This window comes from Limosilactobacillus portuensis, from assembly GCF_028607025.1.
In the GTDB taxonomy this organism is placed as follows: Bacteria; Bacillota; Bacilli; order Lactobacillales; family Lactobacillaceae; genus Limosilactobacillus; species Limosilactobacillus portuensis.
In genome coordinates this window covers 398,710-422,633 of sequence record NZ_CP117296.1, presented here as the reverse complement: position 1 = coordinate 422,633, position 23,924 = coordinate 398,710, and the positions used below count along the sequence as shown (strand labels likewise).

General features: G+C 37.9%; 24 protein-coding genes and 1 tRNA gene. 5 read left to right on the top strand and 20 right to left on the bottom strand.

What is annotated here, in order from left to right; translation table 11 throughout:
• Positions 1-77: 77 nt before the first annotated feature.
• The 4 genes from PRK60_RS02035 to glf all read right to left on the bottom strand — a co-directional run bounded on the left by PRK60_RS02035 (position 78) and on the right by glf (position 6,223).
• A complete protein-coding gene (locus PRK60_RS02035) occupies positions 78-1,289 on the bottom strand; it encodes a zinc-ribbon domain-containing protein (RefSeq protein ID WP_273646205.1) in 1,212 nt (403 codons plus the stop codon).
• 485 nt (positions 1,290-1,774) lie between these two features.
• Positions 1,775-3,541: a KxYKxGKxW signal peptide domain-containing protein gene (locus PRK60_RS02030; protein WP_178696039.1), complete on the bottom strand. Its 1,767-nt coding sequence runs from the start codon at positions 3,539-3,541 to the stop codon at positions 1,775-1,777.
• 135 nt (positions 3,542-3,676) lie between these two features.
• Positions 3,677-5,098, bottom strand: a complete 1,422-nt coding sequence (locus tag PRK60_RS02025) for a flippase (RefSeq protein ID WP_148444520.1) — start codon at positions 5,096-5,098, stop codon at positions 3,677-3,679.
• Positions 5,099-5,104: 6 nt separating this feature from the next.
• Positions 5,105-6,223: a UDP-galactopyranose mutase gene (glf, locus tag PRK60_RS02020; RefSeq protein WP_102168455.1), complete on the bottom strand. Its 1,119-nt coding sequence runs from the start codon at positions 6,221-6,223 to the stop codon at positions 5,105-5,107.
• A 180-nt stretch (positions 6,224-6,403) separates the two neighbouring features.
• On the opposite strand from glf, the gene PRK60_RS02015 reads away from it, so the two are divergent.
• Complete coding sequence (locus tag PRK60_RS02015; protein ID WP_273646204.1) at positions 6,404-6,853, top strand: hypothetical protein; 450 nt, start codon at positions 6,404-6,406, stop codon at positions 6,851-6,853.
• Positions 6,854-6,908: 55 nt separating this feature from the next.
• Here the strand turns inward: PRK60_RS02015 and PRK60_RS02010 are convergent, their stop codons facing one another.
• The 7 genes from PRK60_RS02010 to recX form a co-directional block, all read right to left on the bottom strand.
• Positions 6,909-7,925, bottom strand: a complete 1,017-nt coding sequence (locus tag PRK60_RS02010) for a glycosyltransferase (protein WP_102168457.1) — start codon at positions 7,923-7,925, stop codon at positions 6,909-6,911.
• Positions 7,926-7,929: 4 nt separating this feature from the next.
• Positions 7,930-8,574: a YveK family protein gene (locus PRK60_RS02005; protein WP_102168458.1), complete on the bottom strand. Its 645-nt coding sequence runs from the start codon at positions 8,572-8,574 to the stop codon at positions 7,930-7,932.
• Entirely contained in the window at positions 8,552-9,769 is a 1,218-nt protein-coding gene (locus PRK60_RS02000; protein ID WP_102168459.1) for a hypothetical protein, read from the bottom strand. Before PRK60_RS02000 ends, PRK60_RS02005 begins: the two co-directional genes overlap by 23 nt.
• Positions 9,770-9,781: 12 nt before the next feature.
• A complete protein-coding gene (locus PRK60_RS01995; protein WP_003716755.1) occupies positions 9,782-10,711 on the bottom strand; it encodes a glycosyltransferase family 2 protein in 930 nt (309 codons plus the stop codon).
• A 17-nt stretch (positions 10,712-10,728) separates the two neighbouring features.
• Positions 10,729-11,490 carry a DUF4422 domain-containing protein gene (locus PRK60_RS01990; protein ID WP_102168460.1) on the bottom strand — a complete coding sequence of 254 codons (762 nt, stop codon included), beginning with the start codon at positions 11,488-11,490 and terminating at the stop codon, positions 10,729-10,731.
• Between the two features lie 11 nt (positions 11,491-11,501).
• A complete protein-coding gene (locus PRK60_RS01985; protein ID WP_102168461.1) occupies positions 11,502-12,155 on the bottom strand; it encodes a sugar transferase in 654 nt (217 codons plus the stop codon).
• Between the two features lie 64 nt (positions 12,156-12,219).
• Positions 12,220-13,032, bottom strand: a complete 813-nt coding sequence (recX, locus tag PRK60_RS01980; RefSeq protein ID WP_102168462.1) for a recombination regulator RecX — start codon at positions 13,030-13,032, stop codon at positions 12,220-12,222.
• Between the two features lie 336 nt (positions 13,033-13,368).
• On the opposite strand from recX, the gene PRK60_RS01975 reads away from it, so the two are divergent.
• The gene (locus tag PRK60_RS01975) at positions 13,369-13,611 is read left to right on the top strand and encodes a DUF2922 domain-containing protein (RefSeq protein ID WP_191913421.1); all 243 of its coding nucleotides are present in this window, start codon (positions 13,369-13,371) and stop codon (positions 13,609-13,611) included.
• A gap of 58 nt (positions 13,612-13,669) precedes the next feature.
• Here the strand turns inward: PRK60_RS01975 and PRK60_RS01970 are convergent, their stop codons facing one another.
• The 5 genes from PRK60_RS01970 to map all read right to left on the bottom strand — a co-directional run bounded on the left by PRK60_RS01970 (position 13,670) and on the right by map (position 18,573).
• The gene (locus PRK60_RS01970; RefSeq protein WP_273646203.1) at positions 13,670-14,584 is read right to left on the bottom strand and encodes a YihY/virulence factor BrkB family protein; all 915 of its coding nucleotides are present in this window, start codon (positions 14,582-14,584) and stop codon (positions 13,670-13,672) included.
• Between the two features lie 84 nt (positions 14,585-14,668).
• Positions 14,669-15,028, bottom strand: coding sequence for a type II toxin-antitoxin system PemK/MazF family toxin (locus PRK60_RS01965; RefSeq protein ID WP_273646202.1), 360 nt, complete (start codon positions 15,026-15,028; stop codon positions 14,669-14,671).
• Entirely contained in the window at positions 15,009-15,242 is a 234-nt protein-coding gene (locus PRK60_RS01960; RefSeq protein ID WP_050754849.1) for a hypothetical protein, read from the bottom strand. The genes PRK60_RS01965 and PRK60_RS01960 overlap by 20 nt, the downstream gene beginning before the upstream one ends.
• A gap of 436 nt (positions 15,243-15,678) precedes the next feature.
• Entirely contained in the window at positions 15,679-17,193 is a 1,515-nt protein-coding gene (gene yjeM, locus PRK60_RS01955; RefSeq protein WP_148444522.1) for a glutamate/gamma-aminobutyrate family transporter YjeM, read from the bottom strand.
• 525 nt (positions 17,194-17,718) lie between these two features.
• Entirely contained in the window at positions 17,719-18,573 is an 855-nt protein-coding gene (map, locus tag PRK60_RS01950) for a type I methionyl aminopeptidase (protein WP_102168467.1), read from the bottom strand.
• Positions 18,574-18,686: 113 nt separating this feature from the next.
• Between map and PRK60_RS01945 the strand changes: the two genes are divergently transcribed.
• The 3 genes from PRK60_RS01945 to PRK60_RS01935 all read left to right on the top strand — a co-directional run bounded on the left by PRK60_RS01945 (position 18,687) and on the right by PRK60_RS01935 (position 20,408).
• Positions 18,687-19,136 carry a flavodoxin gene (locus PRK60_RS01945; protein WP_102168468.1) on the top strand — a complete coding sequence of 150 codons (450 nt, stop codon included), beginning with the start codon at positions 18,687-18,689 and terminating at the stop codon, positions 19,134-19,136.
• Entirely contained in the window at positions 19,136-19,573 is a 438-nt protein-coding gene (locus tag PRK60_RS01940; protein WP_273646201.1) for a GtrA family protein, read from the top strand. Before PRK60_RS01945 ends, PRK60_RS01940 begins: the two co-directional genes overlap by 1 nt.
• Positions 19,574-19,835: 262 nt before the next feature.
• Positions 19,836-20,408, top strand: coding sequence for a hypothetical protein (locus PRK60_RS01935; protein WP_273646200.1), 573 nt, complete (start codon positions 19,836-19,838; stop codon positions 20,406-20,408).
• A gap of 36 nt (positions 20,409-20,444) precedes the next feature.
• On the opposite strand, the gene wecB is transcribed toward PRK60_RS01935, so the two are convergent.
• From wecB to PRK60_RS01915, 4 genes are all read right to left on the bottom strand, one after another.
• Positions 20,445-21,572 (bottom strand): non-hydrolyzing UDP-N-acetylglucosamine 2-epimerase, encoded by a 1,128-nt coding sequence (gene wecB / locus PRK60_RS01930; protein WP_273646199.1) that lies wholly within the window; start codon positions 21,570-21,572, stop codon positions 20,445-20,447.
• Positions 21,573-21,699: 127 nt separating this feature from the next.
• Positions 21,700-22,311 (bottom strand): helix-turn-helix domain-containing protein, encoded by a 612-nt coding sequence (locus PRK60_RS01925; protein WP_102168471.1) that lies wholly within the window; start codon positions 22,309-22,311, stop codon positions 21,700-21,702.
• 143 nt (positions 22,312-22,454) lie between these two features.
• Positions 22,455-22,527 (bottom strand) — tRNA-Arg (locus tag PRK60_RS01920).
• Positions 22,528-22,612: 85 nt separating this feature from the next.
• On the bottom strand, positions 22,613-23,917 hold the full coding sequence (locus PRK60_RS01915; RefSeq protein ID WP_102168472.1) for a DEAD/DEAH box helicase: 1,305 nt from the start codon (positions 23,915-23,917) through the stop codon (positions 22,613-22,615).
• Between the last annotated feature and the right edge of the window lie 7 nt (positions 23,918-23,924).

Below are 23,924 nucleotides of genomic sequence, written 5' to 3'. Positions count from 1 at the left end.
ACAATATAGCAAATAAAAAGCTTAGAGAATGTTTCAAACTCTAAGCTTTTTATTATACATATTAATTAAGTCAGAGGTTAATCTTCATGTTCGTTTGACTCACTTACCTTTTTAGCATGACCAAGATCTTTGATTTTTAATCCATTATTACTGTTCTGATCATTGGTTTTAACGATAGTACCGGTATATTTAAATACCTGAATCTTTTTAGTTGAACTATCATCGTCATCATTATTTTGATTATCAAAAGTGAATTTAACCTGATAGTTCACCTTAAATTTCTTATCACTAATTGGTGTAACACTATTAACGTTAACTTTAGCATTATAACTCCTAACACCATCATCATCTTGAAAGCCATCAAACATCTTAACTAGTTGTTTGTATCCAGTGTTATTTTGACCGTCAACAAAACTTTCATCTTCATCATCTACATTATTCTGAAAAACACCTGATAAAAGAGACTGTGCATTATCATTTGAGATACCATTATTAATTGTAATAGTATCATCTGAACTAATTAAAGTGGTTTTTAATTGATGCCCATCGACATTCTTTGTACCAACAAATGTATGTAGGCCAGGTAAGTATGGGCCAAATGATCTTGAATATGAACTATTGCTACTATCAGATGAATTAACATCACTAGTACCATTATCACTTGTATTAGCATTAGATGTAACTGTACCTAAGGACTTACCGTCCATTTTAATAAGCATTCCTTTTTGGTCCGTATTAACTGTAATATAATTTGGTTCAGCCTGAATTTTATAGCGAGGCCAAATAAGCCAAGCGCGTCCTTTTTGAATAAATTGATAGTCGTTCCATTTTTCACCCTCACTAAACTTTTGCTTTAAACTATTTAAGTCGCCAGGATATTTTTGGAAATATTTTTGAATTGGCTTAACAGTGCTATTATTAATTTTTACTTGTGAAGTTGTTGAAGTAACGTATTTTGCAGCAGCTTTATTAGGGTCTCCAATAGCAGTAATTGCTCTGTTCATTTGGTTATCTTCTTGATAATAAAAGTGTCCCCATGTTAAAAAGACTATTAATAAAATAATGATAGCTAAAATAATATTATTACGTTTTTTATTAGAACCCCATTTTTGAGTAAATGACTTAACCGTTCTTGAAGACTCTCTTCGAGCACCTTGAATATAATCAGTATTTTGATTACTATCATTGCTATTCTTAGTAAATCTTTCAACATTATGCCCACAATTTGGACAAAATTTAGTTCCTGCTTTTAATTTTATACCGCAATTTGGACAGAAAAAATCTTTCATTATTAAAGTTCCTCCCTAATTTTTATAATGAAACGACGTTATTATATCATAAATCAAATCTGCTATATTTACTTATTTTTAGGCAATTAGAACTAATCGAACAGATAAGTTTTCCCATTAACCCATTACTAGACATTAGATTAACTGTCATCATCATTGTAATAGCCCTAATTCACCTAAAATGTGTGCCCTTTTCTATCCCAATTTGACACAAAACAACAAGTTAAATATTAATAATAGTTTTATTAGTTAGGCCAATCTCATCTTTTTTATTGAAATCAGCATTATTTTTTCAACAACTCTTCAATTTTACATCGTAATATCATTGTAAACAGCCATAGCACCAGTCCAACTTCTCTCATAAAATATCTTTATGATTGCAGTCAAAAAATAAGTCAATAACTCCTTGTTAATCAAAAACTGATAATTAGCTTTCTCGCTAACTATCAGTTCGTTATACCTAATCAAATATCAGATTAATTAAATTATAGTCCTTCACGAATAATTTTCTGTGGATCGAGCCAAGTTCCATTATTAATAAATGAACTAGCTAAAGCACGGTTAAAATTGTGATCTCGGGTAATACCAATGTGGACGTGTGAAGTATCACGAATACCAATAACGTCCCCAGTGCTAATTTGTTGTCCCTCATGAACGAGAATATTATTCTTGCTGGAGAATGCTTCTTGATAAACAACTAGATATTCACCAGTATCAACTACGGCATACCAACTTAATCCGGAACCATATCCGACAATCTTAACAGTACCACCGTGAATAGCATGTACTTCTCTACCTGGGTGATCAATTGAACCAAAGTCTAAGCCATCATGGAAGCCATTTAATCGGAATTCACCACCGGCATGAACACCAAATAATTGTCCACCACCAAAATAACCTTCACCATCTTGAGGGAATGGCCAGTCCCAACCATCAGCCCAAGAACCATCAGAATTGAAAGTATAAGTCTTGCCATTAATCGCTTGAGTACCAGTTAACATCCAAGCATTAGTTGGATCCATGTAATACCATTTACCATTAATCTTTTGCCAGCCGGTATCCGCCCAGGCATTATCCCAATTAAAATGGTACCAATGATTATTGATGTACTGCCAATCTCGTAAACCACTAGCATTATTCCAATCAAAATAATACCAACGACCATCTATACTTTGCCAACCACGTAAACCACTAGCACTATTTTGGTCAAAGTAGTACCAGAAGCCTGCTGCTGACTTATACCAACCAGTATGAGCCCAAGCATTTTCTGGATCTAAATAGTACCAAAAACCCGCTGGTGTTTTAAACCAACCGGTATCTGCAGAAGAATTAGCTTCATCAAAATGGTACCATTTGTTATTAATTCTCTGCCAACCCTTTGCACCACTGGCACTATTTTGATCGAAGTAATACCAAAAACCTGCTGCCGACTTGTACCAGCCAGTATGAGCCCAAGCATTTTCTGGATCTAAATAGTACCAAAAACTTGCAGCACTTTGGTACCAACCAGTATCAGCCGATGCATTAACCTCATCAAAGTGATACCACTTATTGTTGATATTTTGCCAGCCGGTTCGCGCATCTCCTCTATCATTAAAATAGTACCAGAAACCAGCTGCTGATTTATACCATCCTTTATCTGCAGATGAATTATTTTCATCAAAATGATACCACTTATTATTAATACTTTGCCAGCCGGTCCGTGATTGACCATCATTATTAAAGTAATACCACCAACCAGCTGGTGATTCAAACCAACCTGTTTGTGCGGTTCCATCTTCTTTAATATAATGCCAGTTATCATTTACTTTTTGCCAACCAATGTTTTTCGCATCTGATTGAGCAACAATATCACTAGCCTGACTATTTAAATCAGTTGCATTAATATTATCAGAGCTTTGAGAACTAACATTTACTTGATTAGTTGTATCATTTACAGCAACCTTACTTTGAGCAAATGAGGTTTCAGCATTGATATTTCGATTTTGTTGAGTTGCAGCAGCTTGAGCACTTGCAACTGAAGCACTAGCAGAATTGCTATTTTCATTATTAGCAATAGTCAAAGTTGTACTTTGAGAAGCATTACTCTCTGCTGTGGTTTGAGTTTGCGTAGTTTGGATCTGATTAGTAGTCGTATCAGCATGAACATGCTTTACTTGTGTTCCAGCAATAAAACCGATCGAAACGATCGCTGCTGTAATCCATTGCTTTCCTGACTTGTAAAGTTTAAATCTTTTTTTGCGACTATTCAAAACGTTTTAATCCTCCTAAAAGTGGGACGAAATCTATTTTTTAAATTAATTTTTAAACATAACACTTTGTCAAGTATAAAAGATAAAATTTATGCTCGCAACTTCTCAAGAAAATTGTTAGGTTTTTGTCATATATTAATTCTTACTGATAATATTTTTTGCTTGGCTCAAAATTTTAGCATGGAGGATAAACAGGCCAGATAAGTAAATTACTATTCCGACGGCAACTTCCAATGCTAAATTGGCAATCGTCATTTGGATAGTATTACTGATTCGATTGACAATTATAAACATTACTAACCCACTAACTGCATATTTCCAAACTTCCTCAAACATCTTACGTCGGCTAATTGTCTTTCTAATCATTGCTAGCTGAGAAGCAGTAACTAAGAATTCTGAGCCAACTGTTGCCAAAGTTGCCCCGTTAGCTCCCCAAAACGGAATTAGAACCAGATTAAACGCAACATTACTTACAGCGCCAATAGTTACTGAAGTTGTAAATTCCTTAACTCGGTTAACCGGCATCAAATATTGAGTACCAGTAACATTACTCCATGCAATTAAAACAATTACTGGTGATTCAAGGAACATAATTTGACCAGCCATTTGAAAGCCACTCCCTAAGAACCATGGAGCAAATTGTTTTGAAATTGCCATCAACCCAAACATCATTGGAATCGAAATAGATGAAACAAATTCAAATGAAGAATACAAACTATTTCGTACACCTTCAATGTCACCCTTAGCATACTTATTAGCCACATGCGGTAACATTACTGTTCCAGTTGCGGTAACAATTGCTAAAACAAACTTAACAATCTTATCTGATTGTCCAAAATTACCCAAGGCAGCCTGTGAATCCATATGTCCTAACATCAATCGGTTTAACACAAGATAGACCTGTGTGGTGATAGTTGGAATAAACAGTAATAATGATGGATAAAAATGCTTAAATGGATGCCAATCACTAATTTTAACCCAAACAATATTTCCTTTTAAATAGGGCCATAATGTTAAATTACCAACAACTTGGGCGCCACCTAAAATTAAAATATATTTTCCTAAATCAGCTGTTGACTTGATAAAAGTAAAAATCAAAATTACAGAGGCTAATTTAACTAGTGCATTTCGCACCACCGTAATTTTGAAGTTTTCCAACCCCATAAAATACCATGAAACATCCAGGCCTGTTGCAATAATCCAGAGACCCTGCATGAGAAAATAATATTTAAAAGTCGTACTAAAAAGAAAAACAGCAGCTAAATATGCAATAAGGGATAAAGAAACGGTCAATAATTGTAACGCTTCAACTCCCCAAAAAGTTCGCGAACGTTCATATAAGTCATCACGATGGTAGGCTACTTCTCGATTACCATAAAGAGTAATTCCCATTTGCCCCATAAGGTAAAAGAAGGTTACCCATGCATTAGTGTATTCGTTAATCCCAACATCATGTGCACCTAAAACACGAGAAATATAAGGAACAGTGATCAATGGAATAATCATGTTCAAAATTTGATATCCCGCATTATACAAATAGTTCTTGATAACTTTCATTGCTAATTACTTAAACTCCTTATTTACGGCAACTAAGGCTACGTGGAGAACTTGATCCATATTGTAGTAGCGATATTGACCAAGCCGTCCACCAAAGATAACATTATTAGCCTTTTCTGCAGCAAGTTGAGCATACTTCTTGTAAAGCTCATTATTCTGCTGATTATTAACCGGATAGTATGGTTCATCGCCACGATGCCAGTCTGCTGGATATTCTCGAGTAATAATCGTTTTATCTTTGTCGCCCTTACCAAATTCGAAGTGCTTATGTTCGATAATCCGTGTGTATGGTGTTTCAGCATCGGTATAGTTAATCACCGCGTTTCCCTGGTAATTACCAACATTCTTTTCTTCAGTTTCAAAGCGCAAACTTCGATATTGAAGTTCACCAAGTTGATAATCAAAGAATTGATCAATCATTCCAGTGAATACAACCTTAGGATAATTAGCTAAATAATCGTCCTTCTGATCGAAAAAGTCAACTCCAGTTTCAACATCAATTAATTCACTATTAAGCATCTTTTCAACAATTTGAGTATAACCACCAATTGGAATTCCTTGATAGAGATCATTGAAGTAATTATTGTCATACGTCAGACGAACAGGCAACCGCCGAATAATAAATGCTGGTAGTTCGGTAGCTTTTTGCCCCCATTGCTTCTCGGTATAACCTTTAATTAACTTTTCGTAGATGTCCCGACCAATTAGCGAAATAGCTTGTTCTTCAAGGTTCTTAGGTTCCTTACCAGCCATTTCTTGACGCTGTTCGTTAATCTTTTCCAGTGCTTCTGCTGGAGTACGAACACCCCACATTTCACTAAAGGTATTCATGTTAAACGGCAAGTTATACATTTGCCCCTTGTAATTAGCAACAGGACTGTTTGTGTAACGGTTAAATTCAGCAAACTGGTTAATGTAATCCCAAATTTCCTTATTGGAAGTGTGGAAAATATGGGCACCATATTGATGGACTTGAATACCGTCAACCTCCTTAGTGTAAATATTTCCCGCAATGTGATCGCGCTTTTCAATTACCTTAACCTTCTTGCCACGCTTAGCTGCTTCGTAAGCAAAGGTGGCACCAAATAGGCCAGCACCAACCACAAGATAGTCATACTTTGTCATGGAACGCTCATCCTTTCATATGTAACGTTATTTATTGATGAAAATTTTAGATAATGTTAAAATCAGTTTGTTTGCGTTTATTCAACTAGTAATAAACTTCCTGCAAATGCTATAATTATACTATTAAATACTTATCAAGTATAGTTGATTTGAACCTTTCAATATAGGAGAGATACTTATATGAAGAAATTTAGTCGTTTATTTTTGTCTGGAATGTTAGTTACAATCTTAGGATTTGGGTTAGCTGGCTGTGGTTCACAAAAGGATTCTAAGGACACTGCATCATCTTCACATACCAAAACTGAAAAAGTTACTAAGAAAGCTACTAAAAAGACAAGTAAAAACAGTAAGCAAAATTCTACTAAGAAGACAAGCTCAACTAGCAGCAGTGCAAGCGTAACATCATCGTCGCAATCAAGCTCTTCAACTGCTAATAGTAATGTCAATAATAACAGTCAAAAACAATTAGGGCTTAACGATGTTGCTGTTTGGACCGATCAATATGGTGTTACTCACCATGTTGATAGTGACGGAATGGATCGTCAAACAATTGCAGGCAGCTCACAAACAAACTATCAGGATTGGTCAGGAAGCTTACCAAGTAATGCCCAAATTGTTAAACAGAATTAAACAAAACTAAAAATATAGCCAGATAGTAATTACAATTACCATCTGGCTATATTTTTTATTCAGTAATATTTTCTATTTTTTTAACTGCGCTCTTTATAAAGTCACCTTTTCGTAACTTTTTAGCGATCTCAATAGTATTCATCTTCATTTCAGAATATTGATTCTCAGTAATATTTTCTAAAATGTCATCAAGATTTTCGAGGCTGTTTACTGCAATTCCTAAATTATTTCTCAAAATGAAATCAGCAAGAGCGGCTTCTTTCCAAATAATTACTGGCTGTCCACTGCTTAAGTAAAGGGAAACTTTGTGCGGATTATTATAGCGCATATAATTACCAAACTTCCCACTACAAGTATCTAATTGATAGCCATCCCAGACTAGCCCGAAATTCTGAGTAAGTTTCTTCGGTAATTCATCTGGACTCATTTGACCATGATAAGAAACGCCTTTTAAATAGTGTTCGCTTGGATATGAACCAAAGATTTCTAATTTTCCAGCTTGTAAACTTATTTTATCAAGAAACTTGGACTTTGCTAAGTTCCCAGCAAAGCATATTGTTCTATCATATTCTGAATTTTGGTTTATTTTTTGAGGATTGTTGTAATCAAAAATTCCTAATTCTACCATTGGAACAGTAACCCCATTTTCCTGTAGCCATCGTTTCATTTTATGATTATGAACTATCAAGCCATCAGTAGCGTTAAAAAGTGCTCGTTCACCATCCCAATAGTTTTGGTCATTTTGAAAAAGGCGAAGCGATTCAACATCATGAATAATGAAGAACAGCTTCTTACTTTTTGAACGCATTTTATTTATAAGTCTTTTCATCACATAGCTAGAATAAGTTGGATACTGGAAAAATAGCTCATCAAACTTTTCTACATTGTTAAATAGACGCGGAATTACCCAATATGCTGTTTTAATTTTATCTAACTTAGATTTGTTGTTTAATTGCTGATGAATTACTTCAAAGCCAGATTGTGATAAATAATAATCCACATCTCTTTTTGCCTTTGGTCCTGCATCATTGTCCTTTCCATAGTCAGCAACCGTAAAAACTACTTTTTTCATTTTTCTACTCTTTATGTCCAAAATTCTTAACTGTAAAAACAACAAATTCAATAATTAATCCCAGCAATGCGCCTAAAGCAAAGCCAACAACTACATACTTTTTCGTGCTAGGAGTTGTTTTACTATCGGTATTATTAACGGTTGCTTTTTGCAAAAGGGTTACCTTTCCCGAACCCGGTTGTAGCTGTGGTAATTCTTCCTTCATTGCCTTTGCAGTTGCGTTAACAATCTTTACAGACGCTTCCCTAGACGATGTTTTTGCCTTTAACTCCATCACTAACGATTGTTGTGAAATTTTAGCATCAATGGCACTCTTAATATCATCTGTTGAGTATTTTTTCTTCATTGACTTAGACAAATGCTTTCGTGCTTTTTGAGCAATGGTTCCATTTTCAGCAATATCCTTATAGGTTGGCATCATATTATTATCTTCACCAACAATTGAAATATTAGCACCACTTGACATTGTCCGCATTTCTTGAGGAATATTGTGAGAAATTACAATTTGGCGACTAGCGGTATAGGTAGTTGATTTTTTCTTTTTAGCATCTACTCCCATTACTAAAGCACCGAGGATAGCAAAAATAAAAACAACTAAAACTGGTTTCCCGTATTTTTTCATTAAATTATTTAAAGTTACGTTTTTCATTTTTCTCCTCCGATATCAATTTGTTTGAAAAATAACATTGCGCAAAAATAGCAATTAAAAACGGATCGTAGCCGAAATCTAGCAGACGTTGTTCCACAATTGCACTAATCGTTACAATAACCATAATGCTTGCTAAGGCAAAATCAGCTTTTTTGATAGAACGATAAGAAACAATTGTCATAGTAATAATAACCACTAAAGCTATCACTACTCCATAGATAACGAATAAACGAATAAATGCTGAGTCAATATAAAAATAGTTTGCTCCCTCAGCAGCTGCATTTTTTATCCCACCAACAGCACCAAGGCCATTTTCATGAATATGCTGACCAAAAAGACTAAAGCCATATTTTTTTATAGCTTCGTGACTATAAAATAGCCGACCAGACAATAAACTATTCATTTGTTCAAATAACTTGTGTCCAGATGCATACAGATACGACAGGAAAACTGTAACATAAGCTGCTAAAACTGGTAAAATCCAGTAAAAGATAGCAATTGATCTTGAAACAATATATCCTTTTTGTGCCCGTTGTCCGATCATCATTACTGGAATTACCAAAATCAAAGCATAGGCATTCAAACGTGCATCACAAAACTTAATGAGGAAGATTGCTAATAGTACAAATACTGTATAACTCTTCCACGAAAGTTTATTGAAGTAAAGATAACAATATGCCAATACTAGATAGAGAATATGGGCCGCAAAATCAGTTGGGTAAATAATCCCAAATGCCCGTCTTAATGTGTGAATTCCCCGATGGAAAATCAGATTCTTTGTTAAACCGATTAGAGAAGTAAAAAAGACAAACGAGAGAAGGATCGTTCCTAACACTAAATATAAGTAAATGATTTTCTTAAAATCTACATTTCTAGCACCTAAAACAAAAATCCCCATTGGAAAGAGGATAAACTCACCTGATGTCCGCCAAGTAATGAATAGAATAGCAAGGACTAAAAGATTAACCGTTATTTTTCTTATTGTATTTGAATCAAAAAAGATAATCTTAAACAAAACGATCGCTAATGGAATAAAAGCAATTTGATGTAGAAGGTTACCAGGAAAATAAAAAGTATAGGTTGAGGTTTGAAGAAAAGCAATCACAAAGTAAAAGGCAAACGCTATTTCATAAAGGATTTGTCCATCTAACTCAAGGTTAATTAACCGTTGATATTTGGATGATAGATATTGCACCCTACTTCCCTCCTACTTTTTCTCTTTTACAATATAGATTGGTCGTTGTTTAGTTTGCATATAAATCTTACCAATATATTTGCCAACAATTCCAATACACATCAACTGAAGTCCACCAAGTAAAAGCATAATACAAACCATCGATGCCCAACCAAAGGCACTACTGCTTGGTTCAATAATTCTCCGAACAATTACAAAAATCAATCCTAAAATTGATAAGAATGCTGACATCCCACCAATCCAGGTGGCAATTGACAGTGGTGCTTCGGAAAAGTCAGTTATGCCATCCATAGCATACTTAAATAGCTTCCAAGTGGACCAATCAGTTGTCCCAGCAACCCGTTGGACATTTTTATATGGTAGGTATTTGGTCTTAAAACCAACCCAATTAAAGATCCCTTTTGAGAAACGGTTATATTCTTTTAAAGATAAGACGGCATTAACCATTTGGCGAGTCATCATTCGATAATCACGAGCACCATTAACAATCTTTGTATCAGAGATCTTGTTAATAACGTCGTAGAATTTATCACTAAGGAATGATTTAACCTTCGCTTCACCAGTACGATCAGTTCGTCGCATCCCAACACAATCATATTCTCCCGTAGAGATATACTTATACATTATTGGTAAATATTCAGGAGGATCTTGTAAATCAACATCCATTACAACAACATAATCTCCTGTCGTCGCTTCAAGTCCAGCATATAGCCCAGCTTCCTTACCAAAATTTCTAGAAAAGGATACATAATGAACTTTATCAGGATTTTGTTGATGCAACTTTCGTAATTCATCCAGGGTCTTATCAGCCGAACCATCATTAACAAACCAATATTCAACCTCGACTGGCATCTTATTAACAACTTTTTCAACAGCAGGATAAAATAATGGAATTGATTCTTGCTCATTGTAACAAGGAACAACAATGGATAACTTAGGCAATTAAATCTGCCTCCTCTTTACGCATGTCCCGTAATCTTCCGCAGAACAAACTTACCGCCCTTCTTGAACCAGTTAATATGCTCCATGAAGACGTACTTTACTTCAACCGTCGAGTATTCTGGGTGAACCTCAAGCCATACATCTAATAGTAGCTCGCTCAAGAATCCATAAACCCGTTGTTCGTAGGTTGAATAATTTGAAATGTCAATCCGACTTTCCACTTCGCCAAGAACATCAAACATCCATGTACAATACTCATCTAGCGGTTTACGTTTCATAATGAACATATTAAACATGTGGGCCCATGTCCGCTTCATGACTTTTTCAAAAGCAGCTGCGTATTCAGGATAATTTTGGTGGATCACCTGACGCATTACCTCAAATGGTTCATGCTCATGAGCGTGAAGGTAGTGAGACTCATTTGTCTCGATATAGTAACGTCGTTTAGGCGGTAAGATAATATCATGATCCTTAAGTAAGTCAGCTACTTGTTCACTTGATAATACCTCATCCAGTGATTTTTGGTGGTTGAGACTTAGGTAACGACGATAGTGAACTAACCCCATTGCATCAACGTCTAAGTTCTTCCATCCCCAGTAAATCGCTGTTAATTCATTATAGTAAGGGTTCTTCGCTGAAATATTGTCCCCCGTATTATCACCCTGGAAAATATGGTTAACATCAGGATGAATCTCTTTACCAACAAAGACCGGCAAATACAATGGGTCTTTGGGCATTGCATAATTCTTATGAGCAGCAACTAATACTTTTGTCTTCACAGTCGTTCTCCTTAATAAGCAGCGTTAGGCTTAATCATCACCTTAACAGTTTCAAACATAATCTTAAGATCAAGCCACACTGAACGTTCATTAATGTAGGTCAAATCAAGTTCAACCATTTGATCAAAGCTTAAGGCGTTTCGTCCACCAACCTGCCACATCCCAGTAGCACCAGGCTTAACCATTAAGCGTTGGCGATCATAATCGGTATACTCTTTAACTTCGTAAGGTAACGGTGGTCGAGGGCCAACAATACTCATCGAACCCCCAACAACGTTCAATAATTGAGGCAGTTCATCCAAACTATACTTCCGAATAAACTTACCAACCTTGGTGATCCGAGGGTCCTCCTTCATTTTGAACATTGCGCCTTCAACCTCATTCTGATCACGGAGCTTTTCTAACAGCTCATCAGCGTTAGTAACCATTGATCGGAACTTAAACATTTTGAAGGGCTTGCCATCTTTTCCGACCCGGGTCTGGGTATAAAAAACTGGTCCCGCAGGATCATTAACTTTAATTGCAATCGCGATGATTAAAAAAACTGGACTAAGAATCACTACCGCAACTGAAGACGCGACTACATCAAAAAGGCGCTTGATAAACCGGTAGCCATACTGATGTTGCAGTTTTTTCTCATCAATATGAATTTTCTTTTGTGTCATTATACTTCTCTTTTAAGTTTTATTTTTGTACTTTTCTACGTATCTTACACATTTTACCAGCATTTTACTCGTCTGAAAAGCTTTCCTCTGAATCCTGACGATCTAGCCAAGCTTGCGTAGCATCTAAATCGAAGCCTTTCCGGTACATTGCTTGCTTAAACTTCATTTCTCGCTCATAACCTTGGTAGCGACGATAACGGTGCCAGATCTTCTCTGCCTGGTGGTTCAGCAGCTCTTCTTGCTGGTCAAAATCTTCTTCTGGTTCAACCTGATCCTTAACTTGGTCATAAATCGTGCTAGCATATCCTTTTGTCATTAATCCCTGACGAACTTTTTGTTCTTGACGACGAATGGGTTGGGAACGATAGCGACGAAAAAGTTTTTTTGCTAATTTTGTGGCGTTTTCTAATTGACGTTCGAGAGTAAATTGAGCTAATGCATCATCAATATCATTTTCACCGATCTTCTTTAACCGGAGCTTCTGCCGAATATTTCCCGGCCCTTTAAGATCGGTATTCATCTCGGTGCGAACGTAGCTAGCGGCATATTCATGATCATCGAGAAGCTTTTGCGCACGGAGTTTTTGCAAAACTGGCTCAATAAATTCTTCTGGCGTTTCAAGATCGTGAAGCTTTTGAATTACGTCACTTTCCGTCCGCAACTGGTGAGATAAGTAGTCAAGCATTCGCGAATAAGCACGAGCAATTTGATCAGCGGTCGTAATTTGTGCTTCAAGTTTCTGATCAATCTCCATCCCCTTCATCAACCGGAATTGGATCAATACACTCTCAGCTACTGGGAAGGCATATTTACCATCTAAGTAAACGTTATACCTTCCCTGCCTTTTTTGCGCTTCAATTTTAGTAATTTTTGCCATTTTAAAATTCCTTCTTTACAAATCCGCTTCTCATTCGTTGTTAATAGGTGTAAGCAGTGGCCACTACTTATCAATTAAATTAAACCAAAGGAGAATTCATCATGAGCATGTCACGAAAGTTCAAAGCAGCTAAGATTCAATTAACGTTAGTCGGAGAAAAGCACCCAAGGGAGTAAAGCATGTCCTGAATAACGTTTCTGAAAATGTCAGCGAAGAACAATTCAACTTACTTAGCTCTGCCATTGAAATTCTAACCACCGAAAAAGTGATTGGCGCAGACGTGGTTAATACTCAATCAATTTCCCTTGTCTAAAATCAGAAAGGAAGATTTAATTTATGAAAACTCTTAATTTAACTTTCAAAGGTAGCCTTGGTAAGAAACACATTCTTAAGCTAAGCTATGCAAATGATCAACTAGATGCTGAAACGGTCCGTCAGGCAATGATTAACTTAGCTAATACCCACCTGTTTTTCAAGGACAGTGAAGAGTTGTACGTTACTCCAATTGCCGCGAAGTACGTTGACACAATTCCAACAGTTCTTTTCAATGCCGAAAAGCAAGCTCCCGTAGCTGAATAGCAATATTCCATTATAATAATCCTTACCTTAATAGCGAGGCTGGTTAATTCCAGTCTCGCTATTTTCTTACAATTCGTTTACGAGCATCATCATGTTCCGTTTTAATTAACTGCCAGAAGTGCTCTTTTTCTTCAAGTTTCCCGTCGTGAGCTTCTTGAAGGGCTGCGTTAATTGCCGCTCCCATCATGATTAAGTAGCCAGAAAAATCCAGCCAAACCATCATTGCAATAAAGGCTCCAATTGTCTTATAACCAATCACGCCATGACTGAAAAGAACGGTATATAACCCAAACAACTTGGAAAGCCATAGCCAGAAGATCGAAACAAGAAAAGCCCCAATTGCTGCAAAGCGAAGGCCGACCTTAGCGTTAGGAACAAAGTAATACAACATCGTTAAAGCAATAAAAATAACGGCAAAGGTAATCGGCCACTTCAGGCTGCTGAACAGGAAGATGTAGCGCCGATTGAAGTGCAGGAATGGTTGAAGCCATTTCAGGAATTGTTCACCAATACCATATAGAAAGACGATCACGAAGATAATAATGACAACGACAATCATCCAGATGAATGAAATCACCCGATTGCTAATCGGATTTTGATTTTCGGCAATCCCGTAAGCATGGTTGACGCTTCGCTGAAAAGCAGCGATTCCCTGACTAGTCGACCAGAGAGCAATCAAGGCCCCGGTGGTCAGGACGCCCCCGCTCCCCCGCTGTAAGAAGTCCAGGACTAACGGCCGGATAAAGCTGTAAACCGTTGCCGGAACTAGTGTTTGTAAATAGGTAAGAACGGTATTTGCATCTAGACCGATCATCGGCAATAAGTTCCCAATCACCAGCAGTGCCGGAAAGATTGAAAGTAACGTATAGTACGCGAGTGTCGCTGCAGAACTAGATAGTTGGGCCAGGGTAAAATGCTTGACCAGCATCGCAATTAAATTCTTTAATTTTGCTTTATTTAGCTTCCCGATCATTGCCCAACTCCTCATCAGTAATACTCGTTCATTATACATTATTTTAAATTGTGTGCGAACTGTGAGAAAAGCCGCCTCCACTTATTAGCTATCCAATATTTCATTATGGATCATCAAAGCGCGAGCCCAATCTTGTGGGCTAGCAATTTCTCCGGTAAATTCTACCCGACGTTTTCGAATACTAAACGTAAAAATTTGAAGCGGGTTAATATAGCCTTCGATTTCCTTTGTATGCAACGGTATGAAGAACTCCCTCAATCGATTATTCTTGGCATGGGTAATCGGCATGACCATTACCAGCCCGGTGAGCTTACTGTAATTAGCAGAACTCATCACAATTGCCGGGTGTCTTCCCTTAATTTCTTCACCGAGGGAAGGTTCAAAATCAATCCAAATCAGATCCTGTTTTTGGGGAATATACTTGTTAATGTAATAATTCGTCATCCCTTACCTCACCATCAATAAAGCCAGTATCATCACCATCATAAAGATGCTTTGCAATAAATTCACTGTTCTTAAAGGGATTATTCCGTTTAGGCATATACACTATCGCCCCATTTCGATCTTGGTATACCTCATATTCCTTGTACCGTTTCTTAATGGATTTAGGAACGGTAAGAACATCCGATGTCCCCACTCGTCTGATCTTAACTGTCATTTTAACGCCCTCCGTTAATATATATTTGATATACATTATATCTCACCTCTCAATGTCTTAGAAGAAATATTGTTCTATCCACGATTATTTAAAACGAAAGAAATCAGAAAAGTTATGAAATTAATCGAACTTTTCTGATTTCTTACTACAAGATAAATGAAAAATATTAATATTATCAGTGCAATTTAAAGATTATCGGTGCAAAATCAGTCGATTTTGCACCGATAACTTGTTTGTTGCACCGATTTAATTTTTAATACTTCGAGATAACGACTCAAAAAACGTGCTTGCCAGAGCCAGCATTACTACTGCGGCATAGTCATAACGTGTTCGCAGGGAAGCCTCTATAGACAACAAACTCCCTCCCAGATGCTTTCAGCATCCAGTCAGGAAAAATTGTTGTCTTGCGATTCTTCTTTACCTGCTCACACTCACTCTACTTAATAACATTCTTAACATGGTGCTTCTTAGCAGAGATTTGGTAGAAGATCAATGCTACTGCAGCGAAGAAGACAGGACCAGCGATTGTCCAGAAAGCAGTCTCCCAATCCTTATCTAACATTGGTTGGATAAAGGTAAAGAGAATCCCGACAATCAAAATAATTTCAACGAAACAAACAATCGTATTAGTCAATGCCTTGTTCTTGAAGACAACAAATGGCCGTTCAATATCTGTCCGCTTCTTAAAGAATGGGAATGCACCAACTAAGAAAAGGTATGGGAAACAGGTAGAAACGTTGGCCATATCGGTTAAGATGGTGTAGAACCGTTGAGCAGCAGAACCACCAAAGGCAACCAAGAAGATAATAATGGAAACAACTGTAACCTGAAGCCACATTGCATTGGCAGGCATTCCCGCCTTATTAAGCTTAGTCAGCTTCTTCGGCCATAAATCAGGGTTAGAACCAAGGATAAAGGCCTTAATTGGTGAATACATCAGAACAAAGAGGGCCCCTAAGAATCCTAGTGCCTGTGAGAAGGCAACAATCCGTGTCATGGCAGCACCCCATTCGAGAGCAACTGCGTGAGAGAAACCTAAGGCAGTTCCTAATTTAACCCCTAAGATGTTAAAGAGGACATAGGTAGCGTTCCCTAGGTTAGTTGTTGACACTGCAAAGTCATGCTTGTAATTAGCAAACCAACCAGCCATCAAAATCATGATGACATAAGCACCGATTGTAAAAATAGAGGCAATGATTAAGCCACGTGGGAAAGTCTTTTCAGGGTTCTTCATTGAATCAGTAACGGATCCAAGTGATTCCATACCACCATAAGCGAAGATTGCATAAACAACGAAAGAAATAATTGCAATTGGCGTCTGGAATTGTGGATTAGGTGACATAATTAAGCTCTGAGCACCGTCAAAATGTTGAGCCAAAACACCCTTGTTAATAATCAAAACAATAATAGCTGCAATCACATAAATGATATTAACAACAACGGTGAAGATCCCACCAAGTGAACCAACTTTGGCAATCGCGGTCATTCCCCGAGAACTAAAGTAGGTACAAGCAATCATTAAGATAATCCCAAGGACACCAATAACTTCAGTTGAAGTCATTCCCCAGAAGTGCCACTGCTGAGTGGTATCCTTACCAAAAATCAATGCGGAAAAAGTAATCCAAATCCGGGAAGCGGTGGAAACCATCCAAACAATCCAGGAAGCTAACCAAACGAAAGTCCCAATAAAAGCCATTCGTTCACCAATTGAACCGGCAAGCCAGGAGTAAATTCCTCCTTTAGCGTCCTTAAATGCAGAACCATATTCTGCCATCATTAAGCCACACGGGAAGAAGAAACAAATCCCTGCAAGCGCATACCAGATAATACTGCCGTAGCCCATTTGCAAGTAGGCGTTTGATACGTTACCAAAACCAAAGATCGCAGTAATGATCATCGTCACTAGGCCGAAGGTAGTAATCATTTTTTTATTACTACTCTGCTCATCCAAAATAAAAAACCTCCATAATATAACGCAAAGATTCTTAAATAAGAATAAGAAATTATTTAATATTTTAAGTATAGTCCTCTTTACTAAAAATAAAAGAGTTTTTCAATATTTCTTATCATTTTCTAATTTTATTTATGCATATTAGTCGGCTTATTCACGCATAAAATACATTATTAGTGATTATCGCAATAATTTTATGTATATTTATTAATATAATCATTAAGCATTATGAACGCTTTATTTGAATAACTCTTAGTAAAGCTTGCTCTTTCAATTCTCATAAATCATAAAATGGCAGATCACTAATTTTTCTTTAGCAGATCTGCCATTTTATTTATGCATTTTTACGTCCTCTTTATTTAACTTTAGCAGTCACTTTATTTTCTTATGGGTCAATGGAGTGTAACGGAGTCGAAACCTGCTCGCCAGGGCCTTGCTAGAGCTAACAACCTCCCTCCCAGATGCTTTCAGTATCTAGTCGGGAGAAATTGTTAGCTTTCCGCAAGCCCTCTGCTGGCTCGCACTCTATTCAAAATGACTAGCCACGTCTTTAGCAATTTCACTGTAATGCTTTAAGTACTTGGCGTAGTTGTCGTCATAAATGTACTTGGCATCGGTCTCTGGATCTTGAGAAGTCAAGATCTTTGGTCCCTTATCAGTAACGACAAGCGTGTGTTCATATTGACAAGACCAACCACCATCAGCAGTTTTAGCAAGCCAACCACTCGGGTCACTAGTATCGGCCTCCCAAGTCCCGGTATTAATCATTGGTTCAACGGTAATTGTCATCCCGTTCTTTAAGCGGAGTCCTTGCCCGTGTTCGCCATAATGAGGAACCATTGGATCTTCATGCATGGTTGGTTGAATACCGTGGCCAACAAATTCACGAACATCACCATAACCATTTTCATCTTCAGTATAGTGTTGGATAACGGCACCAATATCACCAATCCGGTTGCCGGCAACACATTGATCAATCCCCATGAATAATGACTTCTTGGTAACATCCATCAACTTTTGAATTTCTGGTTTAACACTGCCAATTCCATAGCTCCAGCAGGAATCACTAAAGAAGCCGTCAACACTAACAACAGTATCAATCTTAGCTAAATCGCCATCTTTAAAGATGAGCTTCTTCCGTGGAAAGCCGTGGCAAATTTCATCATTAACACTGACACAGGTTGCGTATTTGTACCCTTCGAAGCCAATTTGTTCAGCCTTAGCACCGGCAGCCTTAAAGTACTTCCGGGCAAAGTCTTCAATTTCCCAGCTTGAAATTCCTGGCTTAATAAATTGCCGGATTCCAATATGCATACTTGCAAGAGCAGCACCGGCCTTTTCCATCGCTTCAATTTCGCGTGGTGATTTTAATGTAATCATTAAATTGTCCCCTTCATTATTTTATACGTAAACTAGTATAACACTTGTCACCAAAGAAGTAGCAAAGCATGCTATACTATGAAACGTAATTTATTTTAAACGGGGGAATAAAAATGGCTAAAGCACTTGTTGTTTACGCAACCATCACTGGTAACAACGAAGATGTCGCCGATATCATTACTGAATCATTCGAGGATCAAGGTGTGGAAGTCGACGAGACGGAAATTACAATGGCTGACGTGGAAGACTTTCAGGATGTCGACATTTGTGTGGTTTGTCCTTATACCTATGATGAAGGAGCTCTTCCAGATGAAGGACTAGATTTCTACGATGATCTTCAAGAAGCCGACTTAACTGGTAAAGTTTACGGGGTTGCTGGATCAGGTGACACCTTCTACGCTGATGATTATTGCAAGGCAGTTGACCTCTTCGGTGAAGCCTTTGAAAAAGCTCATGCCACTAAGGGTGCTGATAATGTTCACATTAACTTATCACCAGACGAAGACGATATTAAAACTCTTGACAGTTTTGTTGCCAAATTAATTGAAAAGGCGGCTAAGTAATGATTAAGCAACTCTGGAGTAAGTATAAGTCCATCATTGCCTACCTGTTCTGGGGCGTTGTCACTACTGTTGTTAACTTAGCGGTCTTTCAAATTTTAAGTTCCGGTCTTCACTGGAATGTTGAAGTAGCAACCGTAATTGCATGGTTTGCCTCTGTCCTGGTAGCTTACTTCACCAATAAGGTGTGGGTCTTTGGTTCTCACTACACGACCGTTAGTGACTTCTTAGTTGAAATCCTTCGCTTCTTTTTCTATCGTGGACTGACCCTAGTAATTGATATGGTCATTACCTATGTTGGTATTCAAGTCCTCAAGTTCGATACCCCATTACAACAATTTATTGTTAAGTTTATTGATAACGTTATTGTTGTAATCGCTAATTATATTTTCTCGAAGTGGTTAATCTTTAAGGATAATCGTGGGATTGAAGATAAGTAAATATTAGTAGGCTGAATCAGTGATTGATGCAGGCTGCTATTTTTTCTTCGTTGCTTTTCATATAAAAACGATTAAATGCCGTCTTATATATTTAGGAGGATTGAAAGCCTCAACTCTAATAAGGATGGTGGCAAATGGACCAACGTGAATTATATTTAAAACAATTTCGCGAATTACTCCCCAGAAACAAGTTACCGGTCCAATCAGTGCACGAACAGTCCGGTTTGATGTGTTTGTCCGTGATGAAGAGCAGCGTACTTTCGTGGTTGAAATGCAGGTTGCGGATAAGCACAATCTTTCCTTTCGGCTTCGTTATTACCAACAGCAAATTGATTTCGATATTTTAAACGTTGGCGACGATTACTCAAAATTAGCACAGTATCCGACCTACGTAATTATGTTTTGCGATTTTGATTATTTTGGTCGCGGCTGGAGTAAATATCAGTTTGAAAATCGCTGTGTTGTCGATCCAAAACTTAAGCTAGGTGATCAACGGCAAATTACGATCTTCAATGCAAAGGCTGGCCAGTTTCATGGTAATATGAAATTAAAGGGATTCCTCAAATTGATGGGAAACCAAATTGACACAGACGATCAGCTTGTTAAACAAGTACGGGCTGAAATGAAACGGATTCGTGAAGATCCAATAAGGAGGCATAGCTTTATGAAATATGAACTTGACCTGATGGATGCACGAAGAGAAGGTAAAGGGGAAGGAGCCGTTGAAGCTCTAATCAATTCAGGCTTTAGTGACCAACAGATTGCAAACAAACTAACTAATATGTACAGCATGAGCCATGATGAAGCCTTAAAGTTAATTCAGAAAGTTAGATAGTCAAAAGAAAGAGTCGGCGAAGATATTCACCGGCTCTTATTTTTTATCTAGGTAATCTTCAATAATATCAAGGATCCGTTCACTGGCATGACCATCACCAAACGGGTTCTCTGCCTGATCCATTTTTTTATAGGCTTTATGATCGTTCAACAATGTAAAGACAGCCTGTTGGATACTTGTTGGATCAGTACCAACGACTTTAACGGCACCAACATCCACTGCTTCCTGTCGTTCTGTTTTTTCTCGCAGAAGCAAAACCGGTTTATGAATTGCCGGTGCTTCCTCTTGAATCCCACCAGAATCAGTCACAATGAAGTCACACCGTACAGCAAGGTTTAAGAAGTCGCCATGATTAAGCGGCTGAATTAAATGAATCCGTTCTTTATTCCCCAGTACTTCGTCAGCCAGGCTCATTACCTCGCTATTGGGGTAAACCGGATAAATTAAATCAACATCCTCATTGGTCTCAACAATATCTCTCATTGTATGAAAGACTCGTTTCATTGGCGCACCAATACTTTCAACCCGTTGCATCGTCAAAATAATAATGCGGTGATCATCGGGGATCTGTTCAAGGAGTGCACTCTGAAAATTAGTTGTTAACCGCTCTTTAACGGAATCAATCACCGGATTACCAGTTACATAGATTTGTTGAGCAGAATGATGTTCACTTAGTAGATTATCCCGTGCTCGAGTCGTCGGAGCAAAGTAGAGATCAGCTAAATTATCTGTAATTCGCCGGTGCATTTCATCCGGGAATGGTAGATATTTATCATAGGTCCGCAATCCGGCTTCAACGTGCCCTAACGGAAGGTGGTTATAAAAACTTACCAAACTAGCTGCTAAGCTAGTAACCGCATCCCCCACCACCAAAAGCATATCTGGTTGACCAGCATTAATAACATTATCAAGGTTATGAATTAACTGACTTAGTTGTTCAGCATAATCAGTATTCTTTAGGCCAGAAAGATCTAAATCAAAATCTGCCGTTAAATTCAAGAAATCCATCGTTTGTTGGAGGAGTGGGCGTCGCTGTTGGGCAGCAATGACAATTGATGGTTTCCAAGTACTCGGATCCCGTTTCATTTGCTCGATAATTGGTGCAAGCTTAATCGCTTCAGCACGCGTCCCAAATAAAAGCATAATTTTAAATGGCTTCTGCACAGTGACAACTCCTTTGCGAAAATACTATTTTAATTGTACAACATTTAATAATATCTTGGAAAATTTACTCCGGATAAACTTTATTTCCCGGGAAATAACAGTTCAAATTTCTAACAACTAATTAATTTTAGTTTTTTACCACGTATATATATTTTCGTAAGAGATACTGAAATCCCACTAGAATAGTTAAAACCGAAAGTGCATATCTCCCTGACATTCCCTGATGAACTAAAATCACACTAATAATAACTGCTAAAACAAATACTCCGTAGAATAATTTCGCAAAGACTGATAATTTTTCGTCAGGCCGTTTACCACTCCGATAAAATGTCCGTCGATTGATCCCAAGAAAAAACGGGCTTACCAGTTCTTCATAAATCATGGCAAGAAAAAAGATTGCTGCCATGCCATTCCAAGCAATACTGCCCACCTTTGTTGAATCATCAAGAAGATAACTAAGTCCAAACATTATCCAAATAAAACCATAGGAGACACTAAACGAATTCATTGCTCTCCCTTGTTCTAAATAGTCCTTCAACTTTTGGTCCTCCCTTAATAGAGAATCAAGTGAAATTTGATAAACATTGCTAATTTTTACAAGCATATTCAAATCAGGATATGTTTTATCGTGCTCCCAATTAGACACTGCTTGTCGAGTAACGAATAACTTTTCAGCTACCTCCGCTTGTGTCAAATCTAACTCCTGTCGTCGTTCTTTAATTTGTTCGCCAAATTTCATTGGTCTCTCCTTATTTTTGGATTAAGTATATCGAATAACGATAGACAGCACTAGCAATGGTTCATTGCACCACTAAAATAGTACAAAAAATAGGTAAGAAAACACATTATTAAAACGTCTTTTCTTACCTAGTTAAGCCCAAATGGTCCCATCCGGAATCGAACCGGAATCGGCCGCTTAGGAGGCGGATGTACTATCCAGTTATACTATAGGACCAGACAAAGAGTATTATCGCATTTACGAACAACCTCGTAAAGCTAATTTTACTCTTTTTCATTAATTATTCAAAGCACCGCCTTAATCACATGCCACTCTTACGACGGTGTTTAAGACGAATTCCCTTATTCTTCCGGTTTTTCTTATGAGGCTTTTTCTTTCGCTTTGTTGGCTTGCCAAGAGTGTGATGAACAGTCTTTTCAACATTTGTGCTGTCACTCCACTGTTCTTGTTGTAATTGCCGACTATTTTGCCGCCGAACCGAAACTGATTTTTGACCCTTTTGTGGTTTTTGATCCGTAATCTGATCATTATCAATGTAAAGATGCTCCAAATGATAATCAGTTGGGGCAAGGATCTTTTTCAAATCACGGATATCGTGATCATCACCCAAGTTAATCACTAATCCTGGTTCGCCCTGACGACCAGTCCGCCCAACACGGTGAATATAAGTATTCGTTTCTGTTGGTAAATCAAAGTTAATAACAGCAGGAAGCTTAGGAATATCAATTCCCCGGGCAGCAACATCTGTTGTCAGTAATAGCTTAATCTGGCGTTTCCGAAACATCCGCATTGCTTTTTCACGTTGCGTTTGTTTTTGCCGACCCCCTAAAGTCCCAATTGCCATATGTTCATGGCGAAGGCGACTAGCTGCATAATGGAGCGTCCTGGTACTATTGAAGAAAACCAGCCCCCGAAAGTCTTTGATACTGGTCAGCCGGCGAAGAACAGCAGTCTTTTGAGCATTAGTCCGGGCATCAATATATCCGTGCCGAACAGTTCCCCGAGTATGATCACTATCAGTAACATCAAGGGTTAAAATATCCCGACCGAACATCACTGAAAGTTGCTTAAACACTGGAGACTTGGTGGCAGAAAAGAATGCTAACTGAGCACTTAATGGTGTAGCGCGCTCGATATCTTCAACAACGGCTAAGGTATCATCACGCAGTAAGTCATCGGCCTCATCAATTACCATTGTCTGAAGGTGCCCGAGTTTGAGGTGCCGGTTATCCAGCATATGGAGAACTCGGCCAGGCGTACCGACAACGACATCCGGATGTTTACGAAGCTTCATTACCTGTCGGCGAAGGTTAGCACCGCCTGTTAAGGCAAGAACTTTAACGCCAATAATATTAGCCCATTCACGCATTACACGGGTTGTCTGAATCGCTAACTCTTGTGATGGTGCGAGAACTAGTAGCTGGGTGCCAGCCCCGGGCATAATTTTAGGAAGAAGGGGCAAGGTAAATGCCAGCGTCTTTCCTGAACCAGTAGGCGCAATGCCGATAATTGATTTATCCTCAGCTAACGGCTTAGCAACTGCCTCCTGGATTGCAGTTGGTTGTTTAAATTGCTGATTGAATTTTTCTTGAAATTGTTCGATCAAATGTTAT